The 23,415-nt window shown below is 38.8% G+C and carries 18 protein-coding genes and 1 pseudogene; 6 read left to right on the top strand and 13 right to left on the bottom strand.

From position 1 onward, the window contains the following. The first annotated feature begins 14 nt into the window (after window positions 1-14). Complete coding sequence (locus ACY10D_RS07705; RefSeq protein WP_487000172.1) at window positions 15-2,186, top strand: hypothetical protein; 2,172 nt, start codon at window positions 15-17, stop codon at window positions 2,184-2,186. A gap of 183 nt (window positions 2,187-2,369) precedes the next feature. Here the strand turns inward: ACY10D_RS07705 and ACY10D_RS07710 are convergent, their stop codons facing one another. The 4 genes from ACY10D_RS07710 to ACY10D_RS07725 all read right to left on the bottom strand — a co-directional run bounded on the left by ACY10D_RS07710 (window position 2,370) and on the right by ACY10D_RS07725 (window position 5,722). Next, the gene (locus tag ACY10D_RS07710; protein WP_487000173.1) at window positions 2,370-3,233 is read right to left on the bottom strand and encodes a LysR family transcriptional regulator; all 864 of its coding nucleotides are present in this window, start codon (window positions 3,231-3,233) and stop codon (window positions 2,370-2,372) included. Between the two features lie 81 nt (window positions 3,234-3,314). Beyond that, entirely contained in the window at window positions 3,315-4,031 is a 717-nt protein-coding gene (gene rph / locus ACY10D_RS07715) for a ribonuclease PH (RefSeq protein ID WP_487000174.1), read from the bottom strand. A gap of 165 nt (window positions 4,032-4,196) precedes the next feature. After that, window positions 4,197-4,910 (bottom strand): 5'-methylthioadenosine/adenosylhomocysteine nucleosidase, encoded by a 714-nt coding sequence (locus ACY10D_RS07720; RefSeq protein ID WP_487000175.1) that lies wholly within the window; start codon window positions 4,908-4,910, stop codon window positions 4,197-4,199. 50 nt (window positions 4,911-4,960) lie between these two features. Beyond that, window positions 4,961-5,722 carry a metallophosphoesterase family protein gene (locus ACY10D_RS07725; protein ID WP_487000176.1) on the bottom strand — a complete coding sequence of 254 codons (762 nt, stop codon included), beginning with the start codon at window positions 5,720-5,722 and terminating at the stop codon, window positions 4,961-4,963. 146 nt (window positions 5,723-5,868) lie between these two features. Between ACY10D_RS07725 and ACY10D_RS07730 the strand changes: the two genes are divergently transcribed. Both ACY10D_RS07730 and ACY10D_RS07735 read left to right on the top strand, forming a co-directional pair. Continuing rightward, entirely contained in the window at window positions 5,869-7,113 is a 1,245-nt protein-coding gene (locus tag ACY10D_RS07730; RefSeq protein ID WP_487000188.1) for an MFS transporter, read from the top strand. A gap of 5 nt (window positions 7,114-7,118) precedes the next feature. Further along, the gene (locus ACY10D_RS07735; protein ID WP_487000177.1) at window positions 7,119-9,305 is read left to right on the top strand and encodes a primosomal protein N'; all 2,187 of its coding nucleotides are present in this window, start codon (window positions 7,119-7,121) and stop codon (window positions 9,303-9,305) included. Window positions 9,306-9,366: 61 nt separating this feature from the next. Here the strand turns inward: ACY10D_RS07735 and pckA are convergent, their stop codons facing one another. After that, window positions 9,367-10,986: a phosphoenolpyruvate carboxykinase (ATP) gene (pckA, locus tag ACY10D_RS07740; RefSeq protein ID WP_487000178.1), complete on the bottom strand. Its 1,620-nt coding sequence runs from the start codon at window positions 10,984-10,986 to the stop codon at window positions 9,367-9,369. A 174-nt stretch (window positions 10,987-11,160) separates the two neighbouring features. Here pckA and ACY10D_RS07745 point away from each other — a divergent pair, with 174 nt between their 5' ends. Then, on the top strand, window positions 11,161-12,819 hold the full coding sequence (locus tag ACY10D_RS07745; protein WP_487000179.1) for a glutamine--tRNA ligase/YqeY domain fusion protein: 1,659 nt from the start codon (window positions 11,161-11,163) through the stop codon (window positions 12,817-12,819). 43 nt (window positions 12,820-12,862) lie between these two features. Here ACY10D_RS07745 and ACY10D_RS07750 read toward each other — a convergent pair whose 3' ends face one another. Further along, on the bottom strand, window positions 12,863-13,429 hold the full coding sequence (locus ACY10D_RS07750) for a DOMON domain-containing protein (RefSeq protein ID WP_487000180.1): 567 nt from the start codon (window positions 13,427-13,429) through the stop codon (window positions 12,863-12,865). Between the two features lie 377 nt (window positions 13,430-13,806). On the opposite strand from ACY10D_RS07750, the gene ACY10D_RS07755 reads away from it, so the two are divergent. Beyond that, window positions 13,807-15,285, top strand: a complete 1,479-nt coding sequence (locus ACY10D_RS07755; RefSeq protein WP_487000181.1) for an oligopeptide:H+ symporter — start codon at window positions 13,807-13,809, stop codon at window positions 15,283-15,285. Between the two features lie 268 nt (window positions 15,286-15,553). Beyond that, complete coding sequence (locus ACY10D_RS07760; protein WP_487000182.1) at window positions 15,554-16,414, top strand: mechanosensitive ion channel family protein; 861 nt, start codon at window positions 15,554-15,556, stop codon at window positions 16,412-16,414. Here the strand turns inward: ACY10D_RS07760 and ispD are convergent. The 7 genes and pseudogenes from ispD to yihA all read right to left on the bottom strand — a co-directional run bounded on the left by ispD (window position 16,390) and on the right by yihA (window position 23,152). Then, window positions 16,390-17,085, bottom strand: coding sequence for a 2-C-methyl-D-erythritol 4-phosphate cytidylyltransferase (ispD, locus tag ACY10D_RS07765; protein ID WP_487000183.1), 696 nt, complete (start codon window positions 17,083-17,085; stop codon window positions 16,390-16,392). The two genes, ACY10D_RS07760 and ispD, sit on opposite strands and share 25 nt — an antisense overlap. Continuing rightward, a complete protein-coding gene (locus ACY10D_RS07770) occupies window positions 17,082-17,402 on the bottom strand; it encodes a septum formation initiator family protein (RefSeq protein WP_487000184.1) in 321 nt (106 codons plus the stop codon). The genes ispD and ACY10D_RS07770 overlap by 4 nt, the downstream gene beginning before the upstream one ends. A 308-nt stretch (window positions 17,403-17,710) precedes the next feature. Next, window positions 17,711-18,995, bottom strand: a pseudogene (gene eno / locus ACY10D_RS07775) (phosphopyruvate hydratase); the annotation flags it as partial. 79 nt (window positions 18,996-19,074) lie between these two features. After that, window positions 19,075-19,992, bottom strand: a complete 918-nt coding sequence (gene rbsB / locus ACY10D_RS07780; protein WP_487000185.1) for a ribose ABC transporter substrate-binding protein RbsB — start codon at window positions 19,990-19,992, stop codon at window positions 19,075-19,077. A gap of 32 nt (window positions 19,993-20,024) precedes the next feature. Further along, on the bottom strand, window positions 20,025-20,975 hold the full coding sequence (rbsC, locus tag ACY10D_RS07785) for a ribose ABC transporter permease (RefSeq protein ID WP_487000186.1): 951 nt from the start codon (window positions 20,973-20,975) through the stop codon (window positions 20,025-20,027). 19 nt (window positions 20,976-20,994) lie between these two features. Further along, the gene (locus tag ACY10D_RS07790; protein ID WP_487000187.1) at window positions 20,995-22,503 is read right to left on the bottom strand and encodes a sugar ABC transporter ATP-binding protein; all 1,509 of its coding nucleotides are present in this window, start codon (window positions 22,501-22,503) and stop codon (window positions 20,995-20,997) included. 28 nt (window positions 22,504-22,531) lie between these two features. After that, window positions 22,532-23,152 (bottom strand): ribosome biogenesis GTP-binding protein YihA/YsxC, encoded by a 621-nt coding sequence (gene yihA / locus ACY10D_RS07795; protein ID WP_487000189.1) that lies wholly within the window; start codon window positions 23,150-23,152, stop codon window positions 22,532-22,534. Between the last annotated feature and the right edge of the window lie 263 nt (window positions 23,153-23,415).

Genomic DNA, 23,415 nt, shown 5'->3' on the forward strand with positions numbered 1-23,415 from the left:
GTATGCAAATGTCAATGAACTCAGAATTACCAGAAATTCTCCCTTCTTTGCGTGAAGGTGTTATCTTGCAAAAAGGTGGCATGGACTTTAATAATAGTCCAACATGGGTTGTGCAGGATCTTTTAAATAATCGTTTTTTCCATCTTGGTTGGCGCGAGCATGAGATATTGCGCTTTTGGCAAAGCATTTCCCCTGATGAGTTAATTAATACAGTTAAAGCAAACTCTCTGGCACAAGTTACGACAGATGACATTACACAAATATTAAAATTTTTATCACAAAATTGCCTGATTGAGCAGTCTTTTGGCACCATGAAGACCATTAATGAAACGCAAGCACCGAAAAAAATGAATTGGTTTTTATGGCTTGCTAAAAACTATTTGTTTTTTCGCGTCCCCTTAGTCAAACCGAATCGCTTTTTAAATGCTATTTATCCTTATATGCGTTTTGCACTTGGTAAAGGTTTTGCATTAAGCATGATCATATTAGGATTTATTGCCATTATCTTTACATTGAGACAATGGGATCAATTTACGCATACCTTTTTTGCCCTTTTTTCCATCCAATATATCTTATTGTATGGTATTGCATTAATACTTGCTAAAAGCTGTCATGAATTAGGACATGCGTTAATGTGTAAAAAATATGCGCTGAATGTGCCCACAATGGGGATCGCTTTTTTGGTCATGTTTCCGATGCTTTATACCGACACTGGTGAAAGTTGGAAAATCAATGACCCCAAAGAGCGTGTGACTATCGCATTAGCAGGTGTTATCACTGAAACATATATTGCGATCTTTGCGTTGTGCGCGTGGTTACTCATGCCTGAAGGCGCGATTAAAAGTATTTGTTTTTTCCTAGCAACCTATAGCTTAATGACCACCTATATTATTAATATCAGCCCGTTTTTGCGCTTTGACGGTTATCATGTGCTGTCTGATGTTTTAAGTATGCGTAATTTGCAAACACGTGCTTTTGCACTAACCAAATGGAAATTGCGTGAGATGTTATTTGGGTTGAATATGCCTGAACCTGAACAATTCTCTAAAGCACGTCAACGTACTTTGATCACTTATGCCATATTGACTTGGATCTATCGCTTTGTGCTATTTTTAGGGATTGCAATTATGGTTTATTACTTATTTTTCAAGGCGCTGGGTATTATCTTATTTGTCATTGAAATTGTTTATTTTATTTTACATCCCATTTATCGCGAACTCAAAGTCTGGTGGAGCATGAAAAGCAACATATCCCTTAATAAAAACACCCTTATTTTATCCATTATCATCCTTATTTTAATGGGTTTATTTTTTATTCCATGGCAATCACAAGTCTCATTGCCAGCAACCTTATCTTACCAAACCAAGCCGCTTTATACCGAGATTGCAGCACGCGTTGTATCAGTTAATGTTAAAAAAGGAGAATACGTTAAAAAAGGGCAAGTTTTAGCACAATTAGCATCTGATCAACTTGAGTTTCAAATTGCCCAAGCCAATGAGAAGCTTAAACAACTCATTTGGCAGCAAAGAAATAATGTGCATTTTCAAACCAAACTGGATCAACAACAAGTATTGCAAACACAAATCAATCACACGAAAACCCAATTAATGCAACTACAAAAACAACAAGACAAGTTAAGGTTTACTGCACCTTTTGATGGCATTGTTGAGTCATTATCTGAAGATTTGCACCCTGATGCTTGGCTAAAATCCAAGCAAGCATTAATGCTCATTGTCAATAACAAAACGTTGCAACTACGCGCCTATACAACGACAGATGATCAGGATCAGCTAAAGCTTAATCAAAAGGGCTATTTTGTCCCTGAGAACATTGATCTTGCTAAAATGCCCGTTGAGATTAGATATATTGTGAGCTCACAATCAAGTGTTTTCAAAAGTCAGAATGAAAACAAAGCCAACCTAAGCTATATCCATGAAGCAGCTCCATTAAGTGCATATCATGCATCAAGCTTCGGGGGGAGTATTGCCGTTAACCCTGATAAAGAAGGTAAACTCACACCTCAGGAAAATGTGTTTTTGATTTTATTAACGCTTAGTTCGCCTTTACCTTATGAGTTACCGCATGTTGTCAGAGGCAAAGTATTTATTGATATTGAAAGGAAATCACTTGCCGCACGCCTATGGCAGCAAGTCCTTATCCTTTGGGTAAAAGAGTCTGGGTTTTAAACTATACGTTGGCTGAGCATTAGTCGAAGCCATCTGCTGCCTTTCCCTATCCCCTTCGACTGAGTTCAGGGGACAGATGTTGGCTGAGCGTTTGTCGAAGCCATTTGCTGCCTTGCCCGCTCCCCTTCGACCGAGCTCAGGGGGCGTGCGTTGGCTGAGCGTTAGTCGAAGTCATTTCTGGTATTAGTTAATCGCATCGATTAACGCCTTAAAGTAACTCGGCAACACACTACGATCATACCAACACAATGAAATTTCATGATCATAAAACCAATTACCTTTAAGAATGACTACTTTAGTTTGATCACAATATTGCTCAAAAAACTGCTTAGTAACCACCGTATAACCAAGCTCAAAGCCAACCAATTGCGCCAATTGATCAGGAGAGTTGATAAAATGTCGGTCTTTGCGTGCAAACTGTAATAAGTCATACTTTGCCAAATAGGAAAACGTAATATCATCACTGCTATCAAAATCAATAATATTTTCATTAAGTACAACGTCTTTAATCGCACGCTTTGCCCACGCCTTAGGCACAATAAAGACATAACGCTCTGGAGATAGTGCCTTAGCGCACATCTCTTTTGACACTTGCTTATTATTAACAATCGCCAGATCAACTTGCCCTGTCTTTAACAACTCATGTCGCGCTTCAATATCTTGAATCTGCAAATACAGTCTTAGTTGCGGGTATAATTTAGCAATAGCTGTCACTACTTTGACAATCCGTGTTTTCATTAATGTCGAGGAAGATACCAATTTCAAAGCAATAATGTTGTCACTTTCGCTCATATTTAAGCTATGCAAATAGCTGTTTTCTAAGTTTTGCATATCATGACAATATCTAAGCAGCACCTGCCCTTCTTCGGTGAGTTGCATACCCTTACGTGAGCGAATAAAAAGTGATGCACCAAGCTTCTCCTCAAGCTGCTTTATTCTTTGTGTTACCGCAGTTTGCGTCAAAAAAAGAGTCTCCGCGGCAGCGTGTACTGTTTTGTTTTTCTCAACACTTAAAAAGGCTTGTAGTAAAGGACTTAGGCGAATCATCGGTTTTACTCCAATGTTTTTAGGGCGTATACAGTACACGCCTATCGGTTTTGCATATTTGTGGGCGTATGTAATACGCCCCTACGCTAAATTACGTGTTTGCTTGAAAATCTCATTAATTCCTTTTTTACCTAAAGCAAGCATTTGCGCAAAATCTTCTTCTGAAAAAGGTGCGCCTTCAGCCGTCCCCTGAATCTCGATAATGCCACCATCATGCGTCATCACAATATTCATATCCGTATCAGCATCTGAATCCTCAGCATAATCTAAATCAAGTACTGGTGTCTCTTTATAGACACCGACTGAAATGGCAGCAACATGTGCCTGAATTGGCTTGGCATCTTCTTTAACAAGACCATTTGCCTGCATATATTTCACCGCATCTTCAATCGCAAGACTCGCTCCAGTAATTGCAGCCGTTCTTGTGCCACCATCGGCTTGCAAGACATCACAGTCTACTTTTATGGTAATTCCTGGAAATTCATTCAAGTTTACTGCAGCACGTAGCGCACGACCGATTAAACGCTGGATTTCTTGCGTTCTGCCTGATTGTTTACCTCTGGCAGCTTCCCTATCCATTCTTGAATGAGTAGAACGCGGTAGCATACCATATTCAGCCGTTAACCAACCTTGATTGGCATCTTTTAGAAACTTAGGTACTTCTTTTAATACTGAGGCATTACATAATACTTTGGTATCGCCAAAAGATACTAACACAGAGCCTTCTGCATGTTTGGTAAATTGATGAGTTACTGTTAATTTTCTCATTTCATTGGTTTGACGTTGACTTGGACGCATTATCTATTCCTTTTATTTACTTTTATTTAATTTTATTTAATTTAATGCTCATCACAAACCAGAATACAATCAAATGCTGCAAAATGATTTACGATGAATGTATTTACCGTAGGGGCGTATTGAATACGCCCTAAAATCTGATTATTCTCACTTTATACATTTACCTTATAATAATCTTACCAACGATAAAATAAGTGTGGCTGATTGCTTGGCTGCTTCTTCAACAAACTGTGGAAAATCATCCACTGCTTGACCATCTGCTGTATCTGAGATAGCACGCAATACCACACAAGGGACATTAAGCTCATGACACACCAAGTTAACACTGGCTCCTTCCATCTCAATCGCCTGCGCATGGAAGTGCTTCACAATCATCTCCTTGACTTCTTTGCTATGAATAAACTGGTCCCCCGTCGCAATAATACCTTCTTTTAAGGCAATTCCATGCGTATTTGCAGCAATTTTTAACTTTGATGTTAAACGCTGACAGGTTTCAATAAACACTTTGCTTCCTGGAATCTCACCCTTTTGGCGACCAAATGCGGTGATATCAATATCATGTTGCACCGTTTGTGTGGCAACAACAATATCACCAACTTGCACATCTGCCGAGCCACCTCCAGCAACACCAGAAAATAGTAAAACTTCCGCGCCAAAATGCTCAATCATCACAGTTGCCGTCAAGGTTGAAAACACCTTACCGATTTTGCTATAGGCAACAATTAATTCATGCCCATGATAATGTCCTAGATAATAGGTGTTATTGGCATATTCCTTGGTGTCATAAGTGTCTAGTTCAGCAAGAATTGGTGTGATTTCTTCGGGCATTGCCCCCATAATTGCAATTTTCATTGTTATTTTTTGATTTTTCTTGGTCATGATCAATAACAAATACTATACGCAAAACATCATGCATTGACCATCAATAACTAAAATTTAGCATCATAATCAAATGCCGGATGCTTTGATAAATCTATCACGCGGTGTGGTGATGGCTTGCCTTGTTTACCCGTGGATGTCCCACCGTCATAAACACGTGGGATTCCCCATTTACCACTCCACACCAAACCATCGTGATTATGACCAAATAACAGCATATCAATCTTATGTGCTTTTAGTATTTCACCTAAATCATCTGAGTCTTTTAAATGATGAAATGGGCGAGGTGAGAAGGGATGATGATGCAAATAAATCACGCGATATGCTGCATTTTTAACATCTTCATCATGGCTTAAATAATTATCTAAACGCTGTAATTGCGCCTCACCCAACTGCCCCTCGGCGAATAATCGATCATACCAATGAAGCTCTTCCGCCATGGAGTCCAATCCCAAAAAGGCGATATTATCGACAATCGTTTTAATCGGGTATTGCACATCAATACTGCCATAAAAAGCCTGTTTAAATGCCGGTACATAACCACTATAACCAATCGATCCTGTGCCATAGTCATGGTTGCCTGGAATCACAAGCACATAAAATCCAGCGCGTTTTAAACGATTGATTTGCGCTACGGCTTCATCATAAGCGCCATCTTTTGTTGCATCCTCGACAATATCACCTGTGATCACGATAATATAATCATCCGCCTTTTCCTTGGTAAAAATAATGCGTGTGACTAAATCACGCATGACGGAAGATAGGTTTTCATAACCTAAATGGGTATCGGTTAAGTGAATAATCCGTTTCATTGCTCATCCTTTTATTGATTGATTGCAAGGCACGACTTCAGTATAGTCAAAACTTTCGACATAAAAGAAAATTTATCGCTAGTCTTGCCAAAATTTCATTGATAGAATCAGGCAACCCCCATGTGAATATGGACAGATCAATCAATATGCTTAACAAGAATCAACGTAAAATTTTATTGTTATCAAGCTTAGGTGGCATGCTTGAGTTTTATGACTTCATCATCTACGCGCTACTTGCTGGCTATATATCACAGCTTTTCTTTCCAACGCATTCAGCAATTAACTCGCTTTTAATTGCCTTTAGTGCTTATGCTGTTGGTTATTTTGCACGCCCATTCGGCGGCATTATTTTTGGTCATTTTGGTGATAAATATGGGCGCAAGAAAACCTTTACCATTTCGATCTTAGTGATGGCATTATCAACATTTATCATTGGCATTCTGCCAACGTATCAAAGCGTTGGTATGCTAGCACCCATTTTATTGGTGATTTGTCGCATTGCCCAAGGCTTCTCTGTCGGTGGTGAAATCCCAGGAGCCATTACCTATGTCAGCGAATCAGCACCGGATAAAAAAGCTTTTATGACTGGTTTTGTCTTTTGTTTTTTAATTACTGGTGTCGCCATTGGTTTTATTGTTGAAGCGCTTTTATTGCAGTTTTTTAGCCATGAGCAAATGCTTATGCATGTGTGGCGTATACCCTTTATTTTGGGCGGCATTTTTGGTTTTATTGCTTATTACCTACGTAAACAATTGATGGACATTGAGGACTTTCAACCCTTTATCCAAAAAGAGTATGCTTTACCTATTACCAAAGTCTTGCACACCCATGGCTGGAACTTAGTCTATACCACAATCATTGTCTCATTCGGTGCATTATGCTTTGTCACATTATTTTTATTACTTCCAGCCTATTTTGGTACCATTCTCAAATTGCATTTGAAGAACTTTGTTTGGATTAACAGCTTAGGTGTTATTATTTTATCAATTTTATGTATTATCGTTGGTTTTTTTGCGGATAAAATCAATAGACAAGTGATTCTATTACTAACCATTATTACCACCATAATTGCTAGCTTTTTTATCTATCATATCTACACACAGAATCAAAATATCTACTTCCTTGCAATTGTTATCAGTGCGATTGTTTGTGCATTATGCTGGGGCAATATCCCCGCAATGCTTATTGAAGCTTTCAAACAAGATGTGAGATATAGCGGTATCGGTTTTGCTTATAATCTAGGTTTTGCTGTTTTTGGTGGTTTAACGCCAACAATTGTTATTGCTGCGATTAAAGCCAGTGGCAACTTAATGGCGCCTGCCTATGTCTTGGCTGTTGGCGCCTTTATTACGCTTATTGCTATGCTCGTTAATCGCATGATCAAAAAATAATATTTATGGCTATTGTTCGTGTTCTTGTGCATGGTCCCTTTACTGATGGGCTTGATTATCTTTATTCTGTTACAACTCCACCAATACTTTTTACTCGTGTTGTTGTCCCGCTTGGCAGGCGTAAGGTAATTGGTGTTATTAGTGAGATCAACCCCAAAGTTAGCTTACCTAAGGATAAACTTAAACCCATTGTTAAAATACTTGATCAAAGGGCACTGTTATCAACACCAGCGATTGATCTGGTTAAATGGCTTGCTAATTACTATCAGTGCACTTTATATCAAAGCCTAAGATTATCGCTACCAAAGCACTATTTGCAAAAAGAACAACCCGAATGCGCCAAACAAATTATTTATACCTTAAATAATACTGACAATAATGATTTTAAGCCTGCTAAGAATGCACATAAACAGCATAAAGCATTAGCATTATTGCGTGAACATGGCAGTGTTTCACATGATGCCTTTATCAGTCATGAGATCACATCAGCAACGATAAAGTCACTCATCAACAAAAATATCATCACACAATCAAAACACAGGCGTCTTCCAGAAACTCACGCCACAACAGCAATAACACCACGTACACTTAATACTGCACAGCAAAGCGCTGTTGATGCTATTTGCCAGCATCTTCATCACTTTAAAACCTTTTTACTTTTTGGCGTAACAGGAAGTGGCAAAACAGAAGTCTATATTGAAGCGATTAAGCCCGTGATTCAAAGCGGCAAACAAGTCTTAGTTTTAGTGCCTGAGATCAACCTTACCCCTCAAACATTGATGCGCTTTGAGCAAAACTTTAATGAACCTATTGCCGCTATTCATTCGCAACTGACGGACCAAGCACGCTTTGAGCTGTTTGTTAAAGTACAACATGCTGAGATTAATATTATTATCGCAACACGCTCAGGTCTTTTATTTGACACGCCAAATCTTGGCATGATTATCGTTGATGAAGAGCATGACGCTTCTTATAAGCAACAAAACATCCCTACCTATCACGCGCGTGATATTGCGATTGTCAAAGCACAAAAATATAATATTCCGATTATCTTAGGCAGTGGCACGCCATCTTTAGAAAGTTATTATCATGCGTCAAATGGCAAATATCATTTATTGACCTTAAAAAATCGCGCATTGAATCAAGTTAGCAATCAAGTACATATTATTAACTTGCAGAAAAGTAAAACTCAAGCAGGCTTGAGTCCGATATTGATTGATAAAATCAAACAGACGATTGCCAACAATGAACAAGTCCTATTATTTATCAATCGTCGCGGTTTTGCTCATAGCTTAATTTGTCAAGATTGCGGTTGGTGTGCTAACTGCAACCAATGCGAGAAACCATATACTTTACACACCAAGCCTCAGCATCTGGCATGCCACTTTTGTGGTAAGGCACGTGAGATTATTCTGCAATGCCCTAATTGCCAATCACATAACTTATCAGATATTGGACAAGGTACTGAGAAACTCGAAGATGAATTAAGTATCCTTTTACCGACTGCGCATATCGCGCGCCTGGATCGCAGTTCAACGCAAAAAAAAGGCACACTTGAAGATGTGCTGAATAACATCAAATCACAGCATATTGATATCATCGTTGGAACCCAAATGATTGCCAAAGGGCATGACTTTCAAAATGTCAGCCTTGTCGGTATTATCAATGCTGATGCAGGCTTTTATAGTCAAGATTTTCATGCTGTTGAAAAAACGGCACAATTGATTATTCAAGTCTCTGGTAGAACAGGACGCGGTAGTAAACCAGGAGATGTTTATATTCAAACCTATCAGCCAGATAATCCTATATTGCAACTGATTCTACAGGCAGATTATAAAAAATTCTTAGAGCATAGCCTTGAAACACGTAAGCTTCTTAGTTACCCACCTTTTTCCTATCAAGCATATATTTATGCCCAAGCAAGTAAGACGCAGACTTGCACACATGCCTTACAGCAACTCAATCACGCACTTGTAAACTGTAATGAACTTAAGCAATTACACTGTCAGATTTCGCATGTATTGCCTGCAATTAATATCAAACAAGCAGGACATTATCGCTTTATGTTAATGTTGACAGCGAGTACACGCAAACAGCTGCAACAGCTGTTAAATGCAGTTAGTAATGATATTAAGCTTGCGCGTAAGAAGGTGAAGATCACTATTGATATCGATCCAGTGGATATTAAATAAAACCCCACGGGCTTAAGCCTATGGGGTTTTATTCTACTTGTTCCCTGATTTAAGCTATAAATTAAACCAAGGCGTCAGACTTTGGGCCGTATTGTTCATACTTTTTGCCTAAGTCATTATTAGTAAACTTCTTGAAGTTATTGACAAACATCTCAGCAAGCTTCTGATATTGAGCATCATAGGCGGCTTTATCTGTCCACGTGTTGCGTGGATTTAAAATATTACTATCTACATCATGCAAGGCTTGTGGAATCTCAAAACCAAACATTTCATCTTTGCGTAATGGCGCATGATCAATTGAACCATCGAGTACCGCATCAATGATTGCTCGTGTATCTTTGATTGAAATGCGATGTCCTTTACCATAGCCACCACCCGTCCAACCGGTATTAACCAAATAGGCACTGGCTCCATGCTCAAGCATTTTCTTACCCAAAATTTCAGCATATTTTGTTGGGTGAAGTAACAAAAATGGTTGACCAAAGCAGGATGAAAACACAGCTGTTGGCTCTTTAACACCTAGCTCAGTACCAGCAACTTTTGCCGTGTAACCGGATAAAAACTGATACATTGCCTGCTCAATCGATAGTTTTGATACAGGAGGTAGCACACCATAAGCATCACAGGTTAAGAAAATAATCTTGGTTGGGTGCCCTGCTTTAGATATCGGCTTGACAATATTATCAATATGATAAATAGGATAAGAGACGCGTGTATTCTCAGTTTTGGCATTTGATGCGAAATCAATACTTTTATCATCGTTTAAGACAACATTCTCAAGTAATGCATCACGACGAATTGCATGATAAATATCTGGCTCATTTTCTTTAGATAAGTTAATGGTCTTAGCATAGCACCCTCCTTCTAAGTTGAAGATACCATCATGATCCCAACCATGCTCATCATCACCAATAAGCTCACGTTTTGGATCAGCTGAAAGTGTTGTTTTACCTGTGCCTGATAAACCAAAGAATAAGGCTGAGTCACCTTCTTTACCAACATTTGCAGAACAATGGAAAGAGCCGATGTCTTGCAATGGTAAGAAGTAATTCATCATTGAGAAAATGCCCTTTTTAATCTCACCACCATACCATGTACCACCGATTAAAGTCATACGCTCAGCGATATTAAATGCAACGAAAGTTTCTGAGTTTAAACCCCATTTTTGGTAATCTTCACATTTTGTTTTGCATGCATTTAAAATTGTCCAATCCGGTGTGAAATTTTTAAGCTCATCTGCTGTTGGGCGAATAAACATATTTTTAAAGAAATGCGCCATCCATGCAACTTCAGTCACCAAGCGCACAGACAATCGTGTTTCAGGATTGGCACCACAAAAACCATCCATAACATACAGTTTTTTATCATTAAGCTGTGTTGTTGCCAATGTTTTTAAGTGCTGCCAGCTTTCAATAGACAATGGCTTATTGTCTGAACCATCTTTTGCCCACCAAACATTTTTCTTTGCTTCAGACGTTTCAACGATAAACTTATCTTTTGGTGAACGCCCCGTATACTTACCCGTATCTACAGCAACAGCACCAGTAGCTGTTTCAACACCTTTTTCATACCCTTGAGCAGTTGCTGACGTTTCGTGATCGTATAAGCCTTCATAAGAAATATTGTGAAATATTTCTTTTGTTTCATTAATTCCGCATTTTTTCAACTGATCAAGTAGCATTTTTGTAAATTCTCCATTGTTTTGTGCATAAATATAATAATATGCCAAAGAAAAATGAACAACCCACTCTAACCAACTTTATCAAAATTTTATTCGCTTTACTAAGCTTGCTATTGAGCTGACTGATAAAGCACTTTACAATAGCACAGTTAACTAAATAAACCTGAGCAAACAATGTCTGAAACTGCACACAAGACCAATTTTATACGTAATATTATCGATAGAGATCTTGCTAATAATAAAACTCATGGCAAAGTCGTTACACGCTTTCCACCAGAACCTAATGGCTACTTACATATTGGCCATGCCAAATCGATTTGCCTTAACTTTGGTTTGGCACTAGCTTACCAAAAAGGACCATGTCACCTACGCTTCGATGATACCAACCCTGCTAATGAGGAAGCTGAATTTGTTGCAGCAATCAAAGAAGATGTGAAATGGCTTGGTTTTGATTGGGCAGATAATCTTTTCTATGCCTCTGATTACTTTGAAACACTTTATGCGCTAGCGGTTAAGCTAATTAAAGAGGGTAACGCCTATGTTTGTGACTTAACGGCAGATGAAGTGCGCGCTCACCGCGGCACACTGACAGAAAGCGGTAAAGACAGTCCATATCGCCAACGCAGTGTTGAAGAAAATTTACAAAAGTTTGAACAAATGAGTCAAGGTCTCTTTGATGAAGGCACTTGCACCTTACGTGCTAAAATTGATATGAGTGCTGGCAACATAAATATGCGAGATCCTGCACTTTACCGCATTAAGAAAGTGACTCATCCACACACAGGAGAGCTTTGGTGTATTTATCCTATGTATGATTTCGCACATGCTGCCTCTGATGCTATTGAGAAAATCACTCACTCACTTTGCACGCTTGAGTTTCAAGATCACCGCCCATTGTATGACTGGGTTGTTGAAAAGTGTGGATTTGAGAACAAGCCACAGCAAATTGAGTTCTCACGCTTGAATTTAAACTATACCATCACTAGCAAACGCAAATTAAAATACCTTGTCGAACAGCAACTTGTTTCTGGCTGGGATGATCCAAGGATGCCGACTATTCGCGGATTACGCCGCCGTGGTGTGACACCTGCTGCTATTCGTCGCTTGATTGATCTTGTCGGTATCTCAAAGCAAGATTCCATTACTGACTACAGCTTATTTGAAGAGGTCATTCGCAATGATCTAAATCAAACCGTTGAACGTCGCAATGCCGTATTAAAGCCGTTGTTGGTTGAAATTGATGACCTAGAGGATGAAGTGCTCAATGTGCCTAATCACCCACAAAATCCTGATTTTGGACGCAGAGATATTAGCATTTCAAACCATATTTATATTGAACAAGATGATTTCATGGAACAGTTAGAAAAAGGGCATAAAAAACTCTCTTTAAATGGACGAGCGCGTTTGTTAAATGCCTATGTGATTGAGTGTTATGATCTTGAAAAAGATCACTTGGGTCATATCACCAAGTTAAAATGTCGCTATTTACCAGAAACACTCGGTGGTAAGAAACCAAACGATGGTATCAAACCGCAAGGAATGCTCCATTGGGTAGATGCTAATAATTGTATCAATGCCGAAATCAGACAATATGACCGACTATTTAACTGCGAAAACCCTGCTGCTTTAGATAAGTTAGAGCAAGGCTTAAATCCACATTCTTTAGTGATTATTAACGATGCGAAACTTGAAGCCTCATTAGCACAAGCTGAAACTGAAACACGTTTTCAGTTCAACCGTTTAGGTTATTTTTGTGCTGATCAAATTGAGCATAGCGCTAACAATATTGTCTTTAATCAAATTGTTAATCTTAGAGATACTTGGACAAATTAGGTTTGTGGAACAATAAATGAAATAGACAACACAAACACTTAGTTTATTTTGGTAACTTTATCTCCGCACTAGTTTGATACTGATGGTAACTGGTGAAATTCTTTGCGCCATTTTTGCCATAAGCCAAAATAATGGGGATATCTTCACCTTGAGTAAACGTATAATTATATTTAGCCGATGATGGTGTCATTGGCAGCGTGAAGCTAATGGTTGTCTGCCCTTTCTCTATTTTACCCGAAACTAACTTAACCTCTGGCATCCCACCTAAAGATGCAACACTCTTGTGTGGTGGATGTCCTTTTACCCCATACTCCTGTGATAGCTGTACTTTGCCATTGGTATCAACATATCCCAATACCATTACCGCGTCTGCCATTGTATGATTAACACCAAACCCTACTGCAACCCAACCTGTTGTCTTAGCACTTAATGTAAACTTGATATTTTTATCTGCTTGCATCTGATAAGCCAAGTACATATTCTTCAAATGCAGTGAGCATACACCCTCTTTACATACTTCATCAGGTGCTTTGGCTCCAGCAAATGCAGCTGTCATCATAAAACTGCCGAGTAATACGCTTCTTAATATTAGTTTTGATTGTTTATCCATTGAACTTCCTTATTTTAGTTTTAGTTACTATCATCAACATCGTTATTTAAGCATAGCCATTCCCGTAATACAATTACATCAAATGGCAAAAACAATGCTAAAATTTATCATACGAAATGTATCAAATAATAATAGCACTAAAAAATGAAGTAAATTTACAGTCGTTTACTTGTTTTCAGTTGCTTTTAATCATAAAAGGATTTATAAATACTGCCAGAGCGGAAGAGGTCAAAACATATAATCTAGTAAAGTTACTATGCATCATGATTAATTGTGATCCATAGCAATTTTATTGATTTCTTGTTATATACCCTTTGCAATGGGTATAGCTTCTGATTCTAAATGTTATTAAAAATATGAAATACGGGAGAAACTACATGTCAAATGAGGTCATTGCCTCTAGAGGACTACCTAAACCATTTTGGGTGATCTGGGGAATTGAATTATGGGAACGCTTTGGTTATTACGCAACCCAAGCTATTTTGGCACTTTACTTTGTGAATCACTTAGGCTTTAGCCAAGAGTTAAGTATTTATACTTTTGGCTCTTTTTCAGCTTTTGTTTATGGATTTGTTTGGGTTGGCGGTTATGTCGGTGATAAATACTTAGGTGCCAAGCGTACTGTTGCACTGGGGGCTGTTATTTTGTTTATCTCCTATATGGCGTTAGCAATGTCAACTAAGGGCACTATTTTTTATGCGCTTGGTGGCATTATTGTTGGTAATGCATTATTTAAAGCCAATCCATCATCACTTATCTCTAAGTTATATGAAAAAGGTGATCCAGCTTTAGATGGCGCGATGACCTTATACTATATGGCAATTAACCTAGGTTCATTTGTTTCTATGTTGATTGCCCCAATTGCTGCACAGGCCTATGGTTGGGAAGCAGCCTTCTGGATCAGTGCTTTTGGCTTATTGCTTGGTCTTTTAAACTACTTTGTCTTTTACAAAGTCTTGGGCTCTATCTCAACCGAGGCTGGTGCAAAACCCATGATTTTCGGTCGCTTGGTCACCATTATTGTTGCCTCAATTGTTGCTGTTATTATATTTGGCAAACTACTTCCTCATACAACTGTCTGCTATGCAATCGTTTACATTGTCGTTGCCGGTGGATTTTTGTACTTTCTAAAAACCGCATTTAGCTTAAAAGGCTCTGATCGCATTCGTATGCTGATTGCATTTCTTTTGATTCTTGAAGGCATTGTCTTTTTTGTTCTTTATAACCAAATGCCTACCTCATTGACATTCTTTGCTGTGCACAACATCGACAACAATTTCTTTGGTTGGACAATTCCTGCGGCTTCTTACCAAGTGTTAAACCCACTTGTGATTATCATTGCCTCGCCTATTTTGGCTGTGATTTATAAAAAACTGCCTGGCACACATGTCACTAAATTTTGCTTTGGTATGACCTTGTGTGGCCTTGCCTTCTTAGTACTTTACTTACCACGCTTTACTGCAGCGGAAACAGGTCTTGCTTCACCTTGGTGGATGGTATTGACTTATACTTTGCAGTCTACCGGTGAGTTATTAGTTTCTGGCCTAGGGGTTGCCATGGTTGCTGAGCTTTGCCCACGCGCCATGTCTGGCTTTGTTATGGGTATTTGGTTCTTAACATCCATGCTAGCAGGTCCATTAGGTGCTTTTGTTGGAAATATGACCTCTCCACCAAGTGGTGTAACATTAAGCACACTAGAAAGCCTAAATGTCTATACCGGCGTGTTTGCACAAATCGGTATTGTTACCTTGATTATTGCCGCAGTCATGTGGCTATCGCGACCAATTTTGAATAAGTACATTCATGATAAAAAAGAGAGCACCAGTGATCATCAAATCAATGAAGTCATCAATTAAATAACTTCTTTATATTTCTGGGCGGTAACAATATTCCAACCTATTTTGATTATATCAGCGCTAGCTGAGCGTAAGTCGAAGCCTCTATGAAATATGATTTTTCCAAACCCACTTCGACTAATGCTCATTGCATCGCTTCGACTTATGCTTAGGATATGATGAGCTCTTGTGGGCAAAAATTTAGTCTTATCCTATTTTTGCTTGCACTATTTGCTATTTTCTGTAACTTTAACTTCATTAACAAATCTTTATATAAAGGACTTATTTAATGGAGCTTCACACACAGAATATTAATCAATATTTTCAATGGGTTATATCCCTCATCTTAGAACATCTACCAAGTGTCATTCTTGCGCTGATTATCTTCGTTGTTGGGCTTATTCTTGCTAAAGTGATCCGTTCAACCACGCAAAAGCTATTATTTAAAACCAAGCTAGATAAAGCCGTAACGATGTTTTTAATGCAAGTGTTATATATCTTTCTGGTTATTTTTGTCATTTTAATCGCCCTAAGCGAGATGGGGATATCCACTACCCCGCTAACTGCTGCAATTACAGCACTTATTGTCGGCATTGGTATGTCACTTAAAACCTCTGCTAATATTATTGTTTCCGGTATTATGATTGTCTCGACTCGTCCATTTAAAATCGGCGAGTTTGTCGACATGGGGGGCACCTCTGGCACGGTTGAGGAAATTAATTTTGTCTTTTGCACACTACGCACTAGTGATGGGCGCCAAGTGAAAGTACCTAATAGCTTAGTGACTTCACGTATTATTACTAATTTCTCTAACAACGAATTCAGACGCAATGACTTTATTATCGGTATTGGTTACAGCAGTGATCTACAACAAGCAAAGTCATTACTACAAGAACTTGTAAACAACAATGAAAACATTATCAAAGAAGAAGGAAAAGCACCTATTATACGGGTTGATGAATTAGCCGACTGCAGTGTTAATCTACTGATCCGCTATTGGACAAAGCGCGCTGACTTTTTAGAAACCAAATGGAAATTAACTGAAGAGACTAAACTTTGCTTTGATGAGCACAATATTGAAATCCCTTTCCCACAAAGATCACTACATATTGAAAATAATTCAACTCAACTCAATGTCGATAAAAAATAATTTGTAAGCACCAAATCCTCTGGTGTCGTGACTTTAATATTACGCTTATCACCATCAACAATAATTGGCTGATGATCAAGTGCTTCAATTGCAGATGCTTCATCCGTCACAGCAATATTATTGTGCAGACAAAAATAATAGCCCATCAATAAAGTACGATAGCGAAATACCTGTGGCGTTTGCGCAAGATAAATCTTTTTTCTATCCAGTGTTTTAACAATATTAAACTCTTGATCAACAGCTTTAACGGTATCGTGAGCTGGGGTGGCGAGAATCCCACCAATCGCATTTTCAACACGAATGGCAGCATAAAGCCTTCTAATATCATCTAAACGCACACAAGGTCTTGCTGCATCATGCACAAACACCCAGTCATCATCACTAGCGACATTTTTCAACGCCATCAAGGCATTACGCACACTATCACGACGTTCTTTGCCACCGGCACATATCTTAATGCGTGCATTACTGATATGAATTGAGTTTTTCCAGTAACGATCTTTTGCGTCAAGTGCAACCACAACCAAATCAAAGAAAGGTTCACTTAATAATCTTGCAATCGTGGTATCGAGAATCGATAAACCATTATCCAATTTGATATATTGCTTTGGAATATCATGATTCATGCGACTACCAATGCCACTTGCTGGAATCACTAGAATTCGCTTCATTGACTATCTTCCTGTAATGCCACCTTTTTATCCTGTGGTGTGACGATTTGATAAAAAACCTCACCATTTTTGATAAAGCCAAGATTAGCGCGCGCCATACCTTCAAGTACGGAGTCATTCTGGCGCAAAGAGACGATCTCTGCATACCAATGCATATTACGTGCTATGAGCTTATTATTTTTTTGCTCTTTGATGCTTACCTGCTCATTTAGCTCGTGCGTGGCAAAAAAACCTGTTTTACTCCACCAAAAATCGTATTGTAAGGCAATAATGCCAATAAATAGTACAGCAATAAACAGGGTGTAACGTGAGATCATTATACTTTTATTTTTTAGGTTTTTGATATTTGCTTATGCTTTGGGATGTGCTTCTGCTGTTGTATCATTTGATTCAACCGGCTCAATCTTTTTAATTTCTTTATCCTCTTGAATCTGTGTATCATCCACTAAGGCTTCCGTTTTCTCAACGATATGCTCCTTAACCTCAGTCGTATGATTTTTTTCATCTTCAACGATAACGATTGTCTCTTCAACAACAGTGTTTGTTTGCGCAACTTCGGTTTCTGCAACTACCTCTGTTGTTTCAGCACTTTGCTCAGCAGCTGAATCATCAGTATCAACATCGCCACTAAAATTAAATGTCTTAAGCCCTGGATAGATGGCATTATCTGCTAGATCTTCTTCAATACGTAACAACTGATTGTATTTAGAAACACGATCAGAACGGCATAGTGAACCCGTTTTGATTTGTCCGGCACCCGTTGCTACAGCTAAATCAGCAATCGTCGTATCAGATGTCTCACCTGAGCGATGTGAAATAACACAAGTATAACCTGCTTCAGCTGCCATCGCCATCGCTTCAAACGTCTCACTTAATGTACCGATTTGATTCAGTTTAACTAAGATCGAATTGGCAATGCCTTTATCAATTCCTTCACGCAAAATTTTGCTATTGGTCACAAACAAATCATCACCAACTAATTGCACTTTTTTGCCTAAACGTTCAGTTAATAACTTCCAGCCATCCCAGTCATTCTCAGCCATGCCATCTTCAATAGAAATAATTGGATAGCGATTAACCCAATCTTCTAGATAATCAACGAACTCTGCTGAGCTTAATGATTTATTCTCAGATGCTAACACATACTTACCATCTTTATAGAACTCACTACTGGCTAGGTCTAATGCGATATAAACTTCTTCACCGGCTTTATAACCTGCCTCTTCAATCGCTTTTAAAATCATCTCGATCGCCACTGCATTTGATGGCAAGTTAGGGGCGTATCCGCCCTCGTCCCCTACACCTGCAACGCTAAAACCTGAATTTGCTAGAACTTTTTTCAAGGTGTGAAATATTTCAGCGCCACAACGAAGTGCATCAGTAAACTTCTCAAAGCCAACTGGCATAATCATAAACTCTTGCATATCGACATTATTATCAGCATGCTCACCACCGTTGATGACATTCATCATCGGCACCGGCATAATATACTCCTTAGAGTTCATCAAATAACGATAAAAAGGTTTTCTCAGATGTGAAGCTGCCGCTTTAGCACATGCCAAAGATACCGCTAAAATCGCATTAGCACCTAATTTTTCTTTATTCTCAGTACCATCAAGATCAATCATCGTCTGATCAACCAAACGTTGATCTAAAGCATCTAAGCCAACAACCGCTTTTTTAATAGCCTTATTGACATTATTCACTGCTTTTTGCACGCTTTTGCCAAGATAGTTCTTCTTATCGCCATCGCGTAACTCGAGCGCTTCTCTAGTACCCGTTGATGCACCTGAAGGTGCAGCAGCACGTCCAAAAGCACCTGATTCTAAAATAACATCGGCTTCTATTGTCGGGTTACCACGAGAGTCTAAAATTTGTCTTGCAACAACATTACTAATTTTTGCGTTCATTGTTTTACCTTTAATTTGTTCATTCCATTCCTAAAAACTGGCATAAGAATACCAATATTTGCTCTAAATGCCTAGCAGATTAAGCGTTAGATTGAGTGACTAATCTCAAAGGAACAACAATATGCGGATTTACCTTTTCTCCACGCAAGAATTTAATCGCTGCTTCAACGCCAAGCTCACCCATTAAATACGGTTGTTGCGCAATGGTTGCTGCCATTTTTCCAGCTTTAACAGCATTGATACCCTCTTTTGTGCCATCAAAACCAATCAGGATAATATGCTTTTTACCTGCTTCTTCAATCGCACGCATAGCACCCAATGCCATTTCATCATTTTGCGCGAAGATACCATTAACATCAGGGTTAGATTGCAATAAGTTTTGGGTAACGTTCAAGCCTTGTGTGCGATCAAAGTTCGCTGGCTGTTTCGCCACAATCTTGATATCTGATGTTGCCATTTCAGTATCAAAACCTTGACCACGTTCTTTAGACGCTGAAGCACCCGGAATCCCTTGAAGCTCGATAATTTTGCCATTGTTATTTAAGCGATCAATCATGTATTGCGCTGCCATTTTGCCACCTGCCACATTATTAGATTCAATATGTGACAATACTTTGCCTGAATCAGCTGTGCGATCCAACGTAATGATTTCAACACCATGCTGATTCGCATATTTCACCGCATTAGAAACGGCTTGTGAATCGGTTGGGTTAATGATAATCACTTTAATGTTTTTAGTAATTAAATCTTGAACATTAGACAATTCTCTTGCCGGATCATTTCGTGAATCAAGTGTGATAACTTTATATCCTTCTGCTTTAGCTGTTTCTTCAGCCCCATTTTTCATACTAACGAAAAATGGATTATCTAAAGTCGAGACCACAAAGCCAACCGTTTTATTATTATCATTTGAGCTGCTACACCCTGCCACAATGAGCATAGCAACAATACCAACAATAGCTGTAATTACTTTAAAAATACGTGTTTTCATTTTCATTTCTTCTCCATGAGGTTAGTTAGTTAGTTACACTAGTTTTTCACTTTAAAATCAAATAGTACCGCAATCAATATGACCAATGCCTTGACGATCATCTGATAATACGAGGAAACGTCCATTAAGTTAAGCGCGTTACTTAATAAACCGATAATAAGCGCACCCATCAATGTGCCCATAATTTTACCTTTACCACCAAAAAGGCTCGTCCCGCCTAAAACCACTGCAGCGATTGCATCAAGCTCGTAACCTGTACCTGCTGTAGGTTGCGCTGATGAAAGCCGTGATGTAATAATCATTGCCGCGACTGCTGATAAGGCACCCGAGATGGAATAAACAGCAAATTTAATACGATTAACACGAATACCGGCAAGCTTTGTTGCCTCTTCATTACCACCTGTGGCATAGACATATCGGCCGAAACGCGTGTATTTCAATACATAAAAAGACACCGCAAAAACCACTGCCATAATATATACAGGAAAAGGAATGCCCAACAAACTACCCGTACCGATAAAAGCAAAAGCGTCAGAGCTTGTTGCCACCGGATAACCATCACTAAACACCATTGTCAACCCACGAAATAAGGTCATGGTAATCAATGTTGCAATAAATGGTTGCACCGCGCCCTTAGTGACAATCGTACCACTGACACCACCAAAGATAACACCGGCTAAAATCGTCAAAGGAATAACCAAATAAATCGGTACCATCCATTGCAATAAAAACGCGCAAATTACACCACAAAGTGCTAATACAGAGCCAACCGATAGATCAATACCCTTGGTTAAAATAACAAAGGTCATACCCACTGCAATCACAGCATTGACAGATGTCTGTTGCAAAATCACTAAGATATTATTCCATGTCAGAAAGTATTGATTTAAACATGACATCACAATAATCATGACAACAAGTGCCAATGCCGCCTTATGTTCGATTAAAAACTGTTTATTAACTTTACTCATCATTCTACTTTTTAGCATTACTCTCCCCTTAAGTCATTTAAGCAATTGCCAATTTCATAACCGCTTCTTGCGAGATATCAGCTGATCTCAACTCACCCTTTATCTCACCTTCACGCATCACCAACATGCGATCACTCAAGCCAATCACCTCAGGCATTTCTGAGGAAATAAATAAAATCGCCAAGCCCTGCGCTTTAAGTGTATGAATCAAGCGGTATATCTCGCGTTTTGCAGCCACATCGATGCCACGTGTTGGTTCATCTAAAATTAACAGCTTAGGTTGACATAATAATCCTTTGGCAATCGCAATTTTTTGCTGATTACCACCGCTTAGATTACTGACTAGTTGCTCTTGATTAGGTGTTTTAATTTTCAGTTGATCGATATACTTAGAAACCATCTCTTTTTCTTGTGATCGATCAATATGTCCAAATGCATTTGAAAGTTTTTTAAGTGATGCTAGCGTCATATTCTCTTTAACACTAGCACCCAAAACAAGCCCATCAACCTTGCGATCTTCTGAGATATAAACAATACCATGAGCTAAGGCTTGTGTTGGATTGTTTACGCGAATCACCTCACCTGCCAACATCATTTGCCCCTTTTTAATCGGGTGACAACCATAGATACTGCGCGCAAGCTCAGTTCTTCCAGCACCAATTAGCCCATACACGCCAAGCACTTCACCTTGATGAATAACGAAACTTGCGGGCTCGATTTTATCATTACTGATGTTTTCTGCTTTAAATAATTGTTGCATTGACTGCTCTGAGATATGAGTATGCTCTGTAGATGATAATGCCGTCATCTTACGACCAACCATCTTCTCAATAATTTGTTCATGCGTTAATGCATTTGTTTTACTTTCAATAATAAACTGACCATCACGCATAATCGTAATGTCATCACAAATCTCAAAGATCTCCTCCATGCGATGCGAGATATAGATAATGCATTTGCCCTCGGAACACAATTTTTTGATGATCTCAAACAAACGTCTGACTTCTTTTTCAGTAAGCGCATCGGTAGGTTCATCCATCACAATAATTTGTGCATCTAATGATAAGGCTTTGGCAAGCTCCAGAAGCTTTTGATCACCAATACTTAAGTTATTCGCCAAGCTTGCTGCTTTTTGCTGCATGTGCAATTGATCAAGTATTTTATCGACTTTGTGATAGGTTGCTCTCCAGTCAATACTTAGGCGATTACGCATAACCTCACGACCCAACAGAACATTCTCTGCAATCGTCAAATCCGGCAATATATGGGGCTCTTGATGCACCATAGCAATGCCCGCTGCTTGCGCTTTGGCAATACCATCAAACTCAACCTTTTTACCAAAACAATAAATCTCCCCTTCATCTTTTTGGTAAATACCATTTAACACTTTCATCAACGTTGACTTGCCGGCACCGTTCTCGCCCAAAAGCCCCATCACTTTGCCGCGATACGCTGATAAGCTCACACCATCTAATGCTTTAGTCCCTGGAAAACTTTTATGAATATTCTCTAAGCGTAATACACATTGATCTTCATGCCTTTGCACAACCTTCCCCCCTCTTAAGATTTAGCCGTTAGATACTTTCCAAATCAACAAATGGTAGATTATACCATTGATCGAGCTTATGTTTTAACTTATCTAATCCCATTTTGCTTTGCGCTGAAAACAATTGAAAACTAATATTCTCAGGTGCGCGCACTTGCTTTAAATAGTCACGTAATAAGCGCTCCGCTTTTGATTTTTCTGAATTATTAAGCTTATCCGCCTTGGTTAATAAAACATGTAAGTTTAAATCATTCTGTACTGCTGCTTCAATCATCATACAATCAAAACTTTTAATCGGATGACGCGAATCCACAAGCAACACTATCCCCTTTAAGCACGCTCTCGTTGTTAGATATATCTCTAGCGTTTTCTGCCAACTTGCTTTGATCTTTTCCGACACTTTGGCATAACCATAACCAGGTAAATCAACCAAACGTTTATGCTCTTCCAACTCAAATAAATTGATCAGTTGCGTCCGCCCAGGTGTTTTACTGACACGTGCTAATTTCGTCTGTTCAGTTAATGCATTTAACGCACTAGATTTACCTGCATTAGAACGCCCCGCAAACGCCACTTCAATCCCATAGTCGTAAGGCAACTGCTCAACTAATGCAGCGCCCATCACATAGGTTGCCTGCCGGTAATTCATCGGCTTGAACTGTAGTGATTCATCTGCTTCATCAACGACTGCCTGTGGCTCTTTGATGTTTTCCAAATCTTTCACTTTATCTATTTTGTCTACTTTTTTTGTTTCTTTTACTTTTTTATCACTCATAAAAATATCTTCTATTTTTTATTCACTGGAGTTAGGCACTTTAGCAAAACTATGATTTTAAAACACCCCGTCAGCCTACGGCTGCCACCCCTCTTGCAAAGCATAGGTTTATAGGGATCTTTTCTATTCATTTAATT

This window comes from Cysteiniphilum sp. (genome assembly GCF_057495195.1).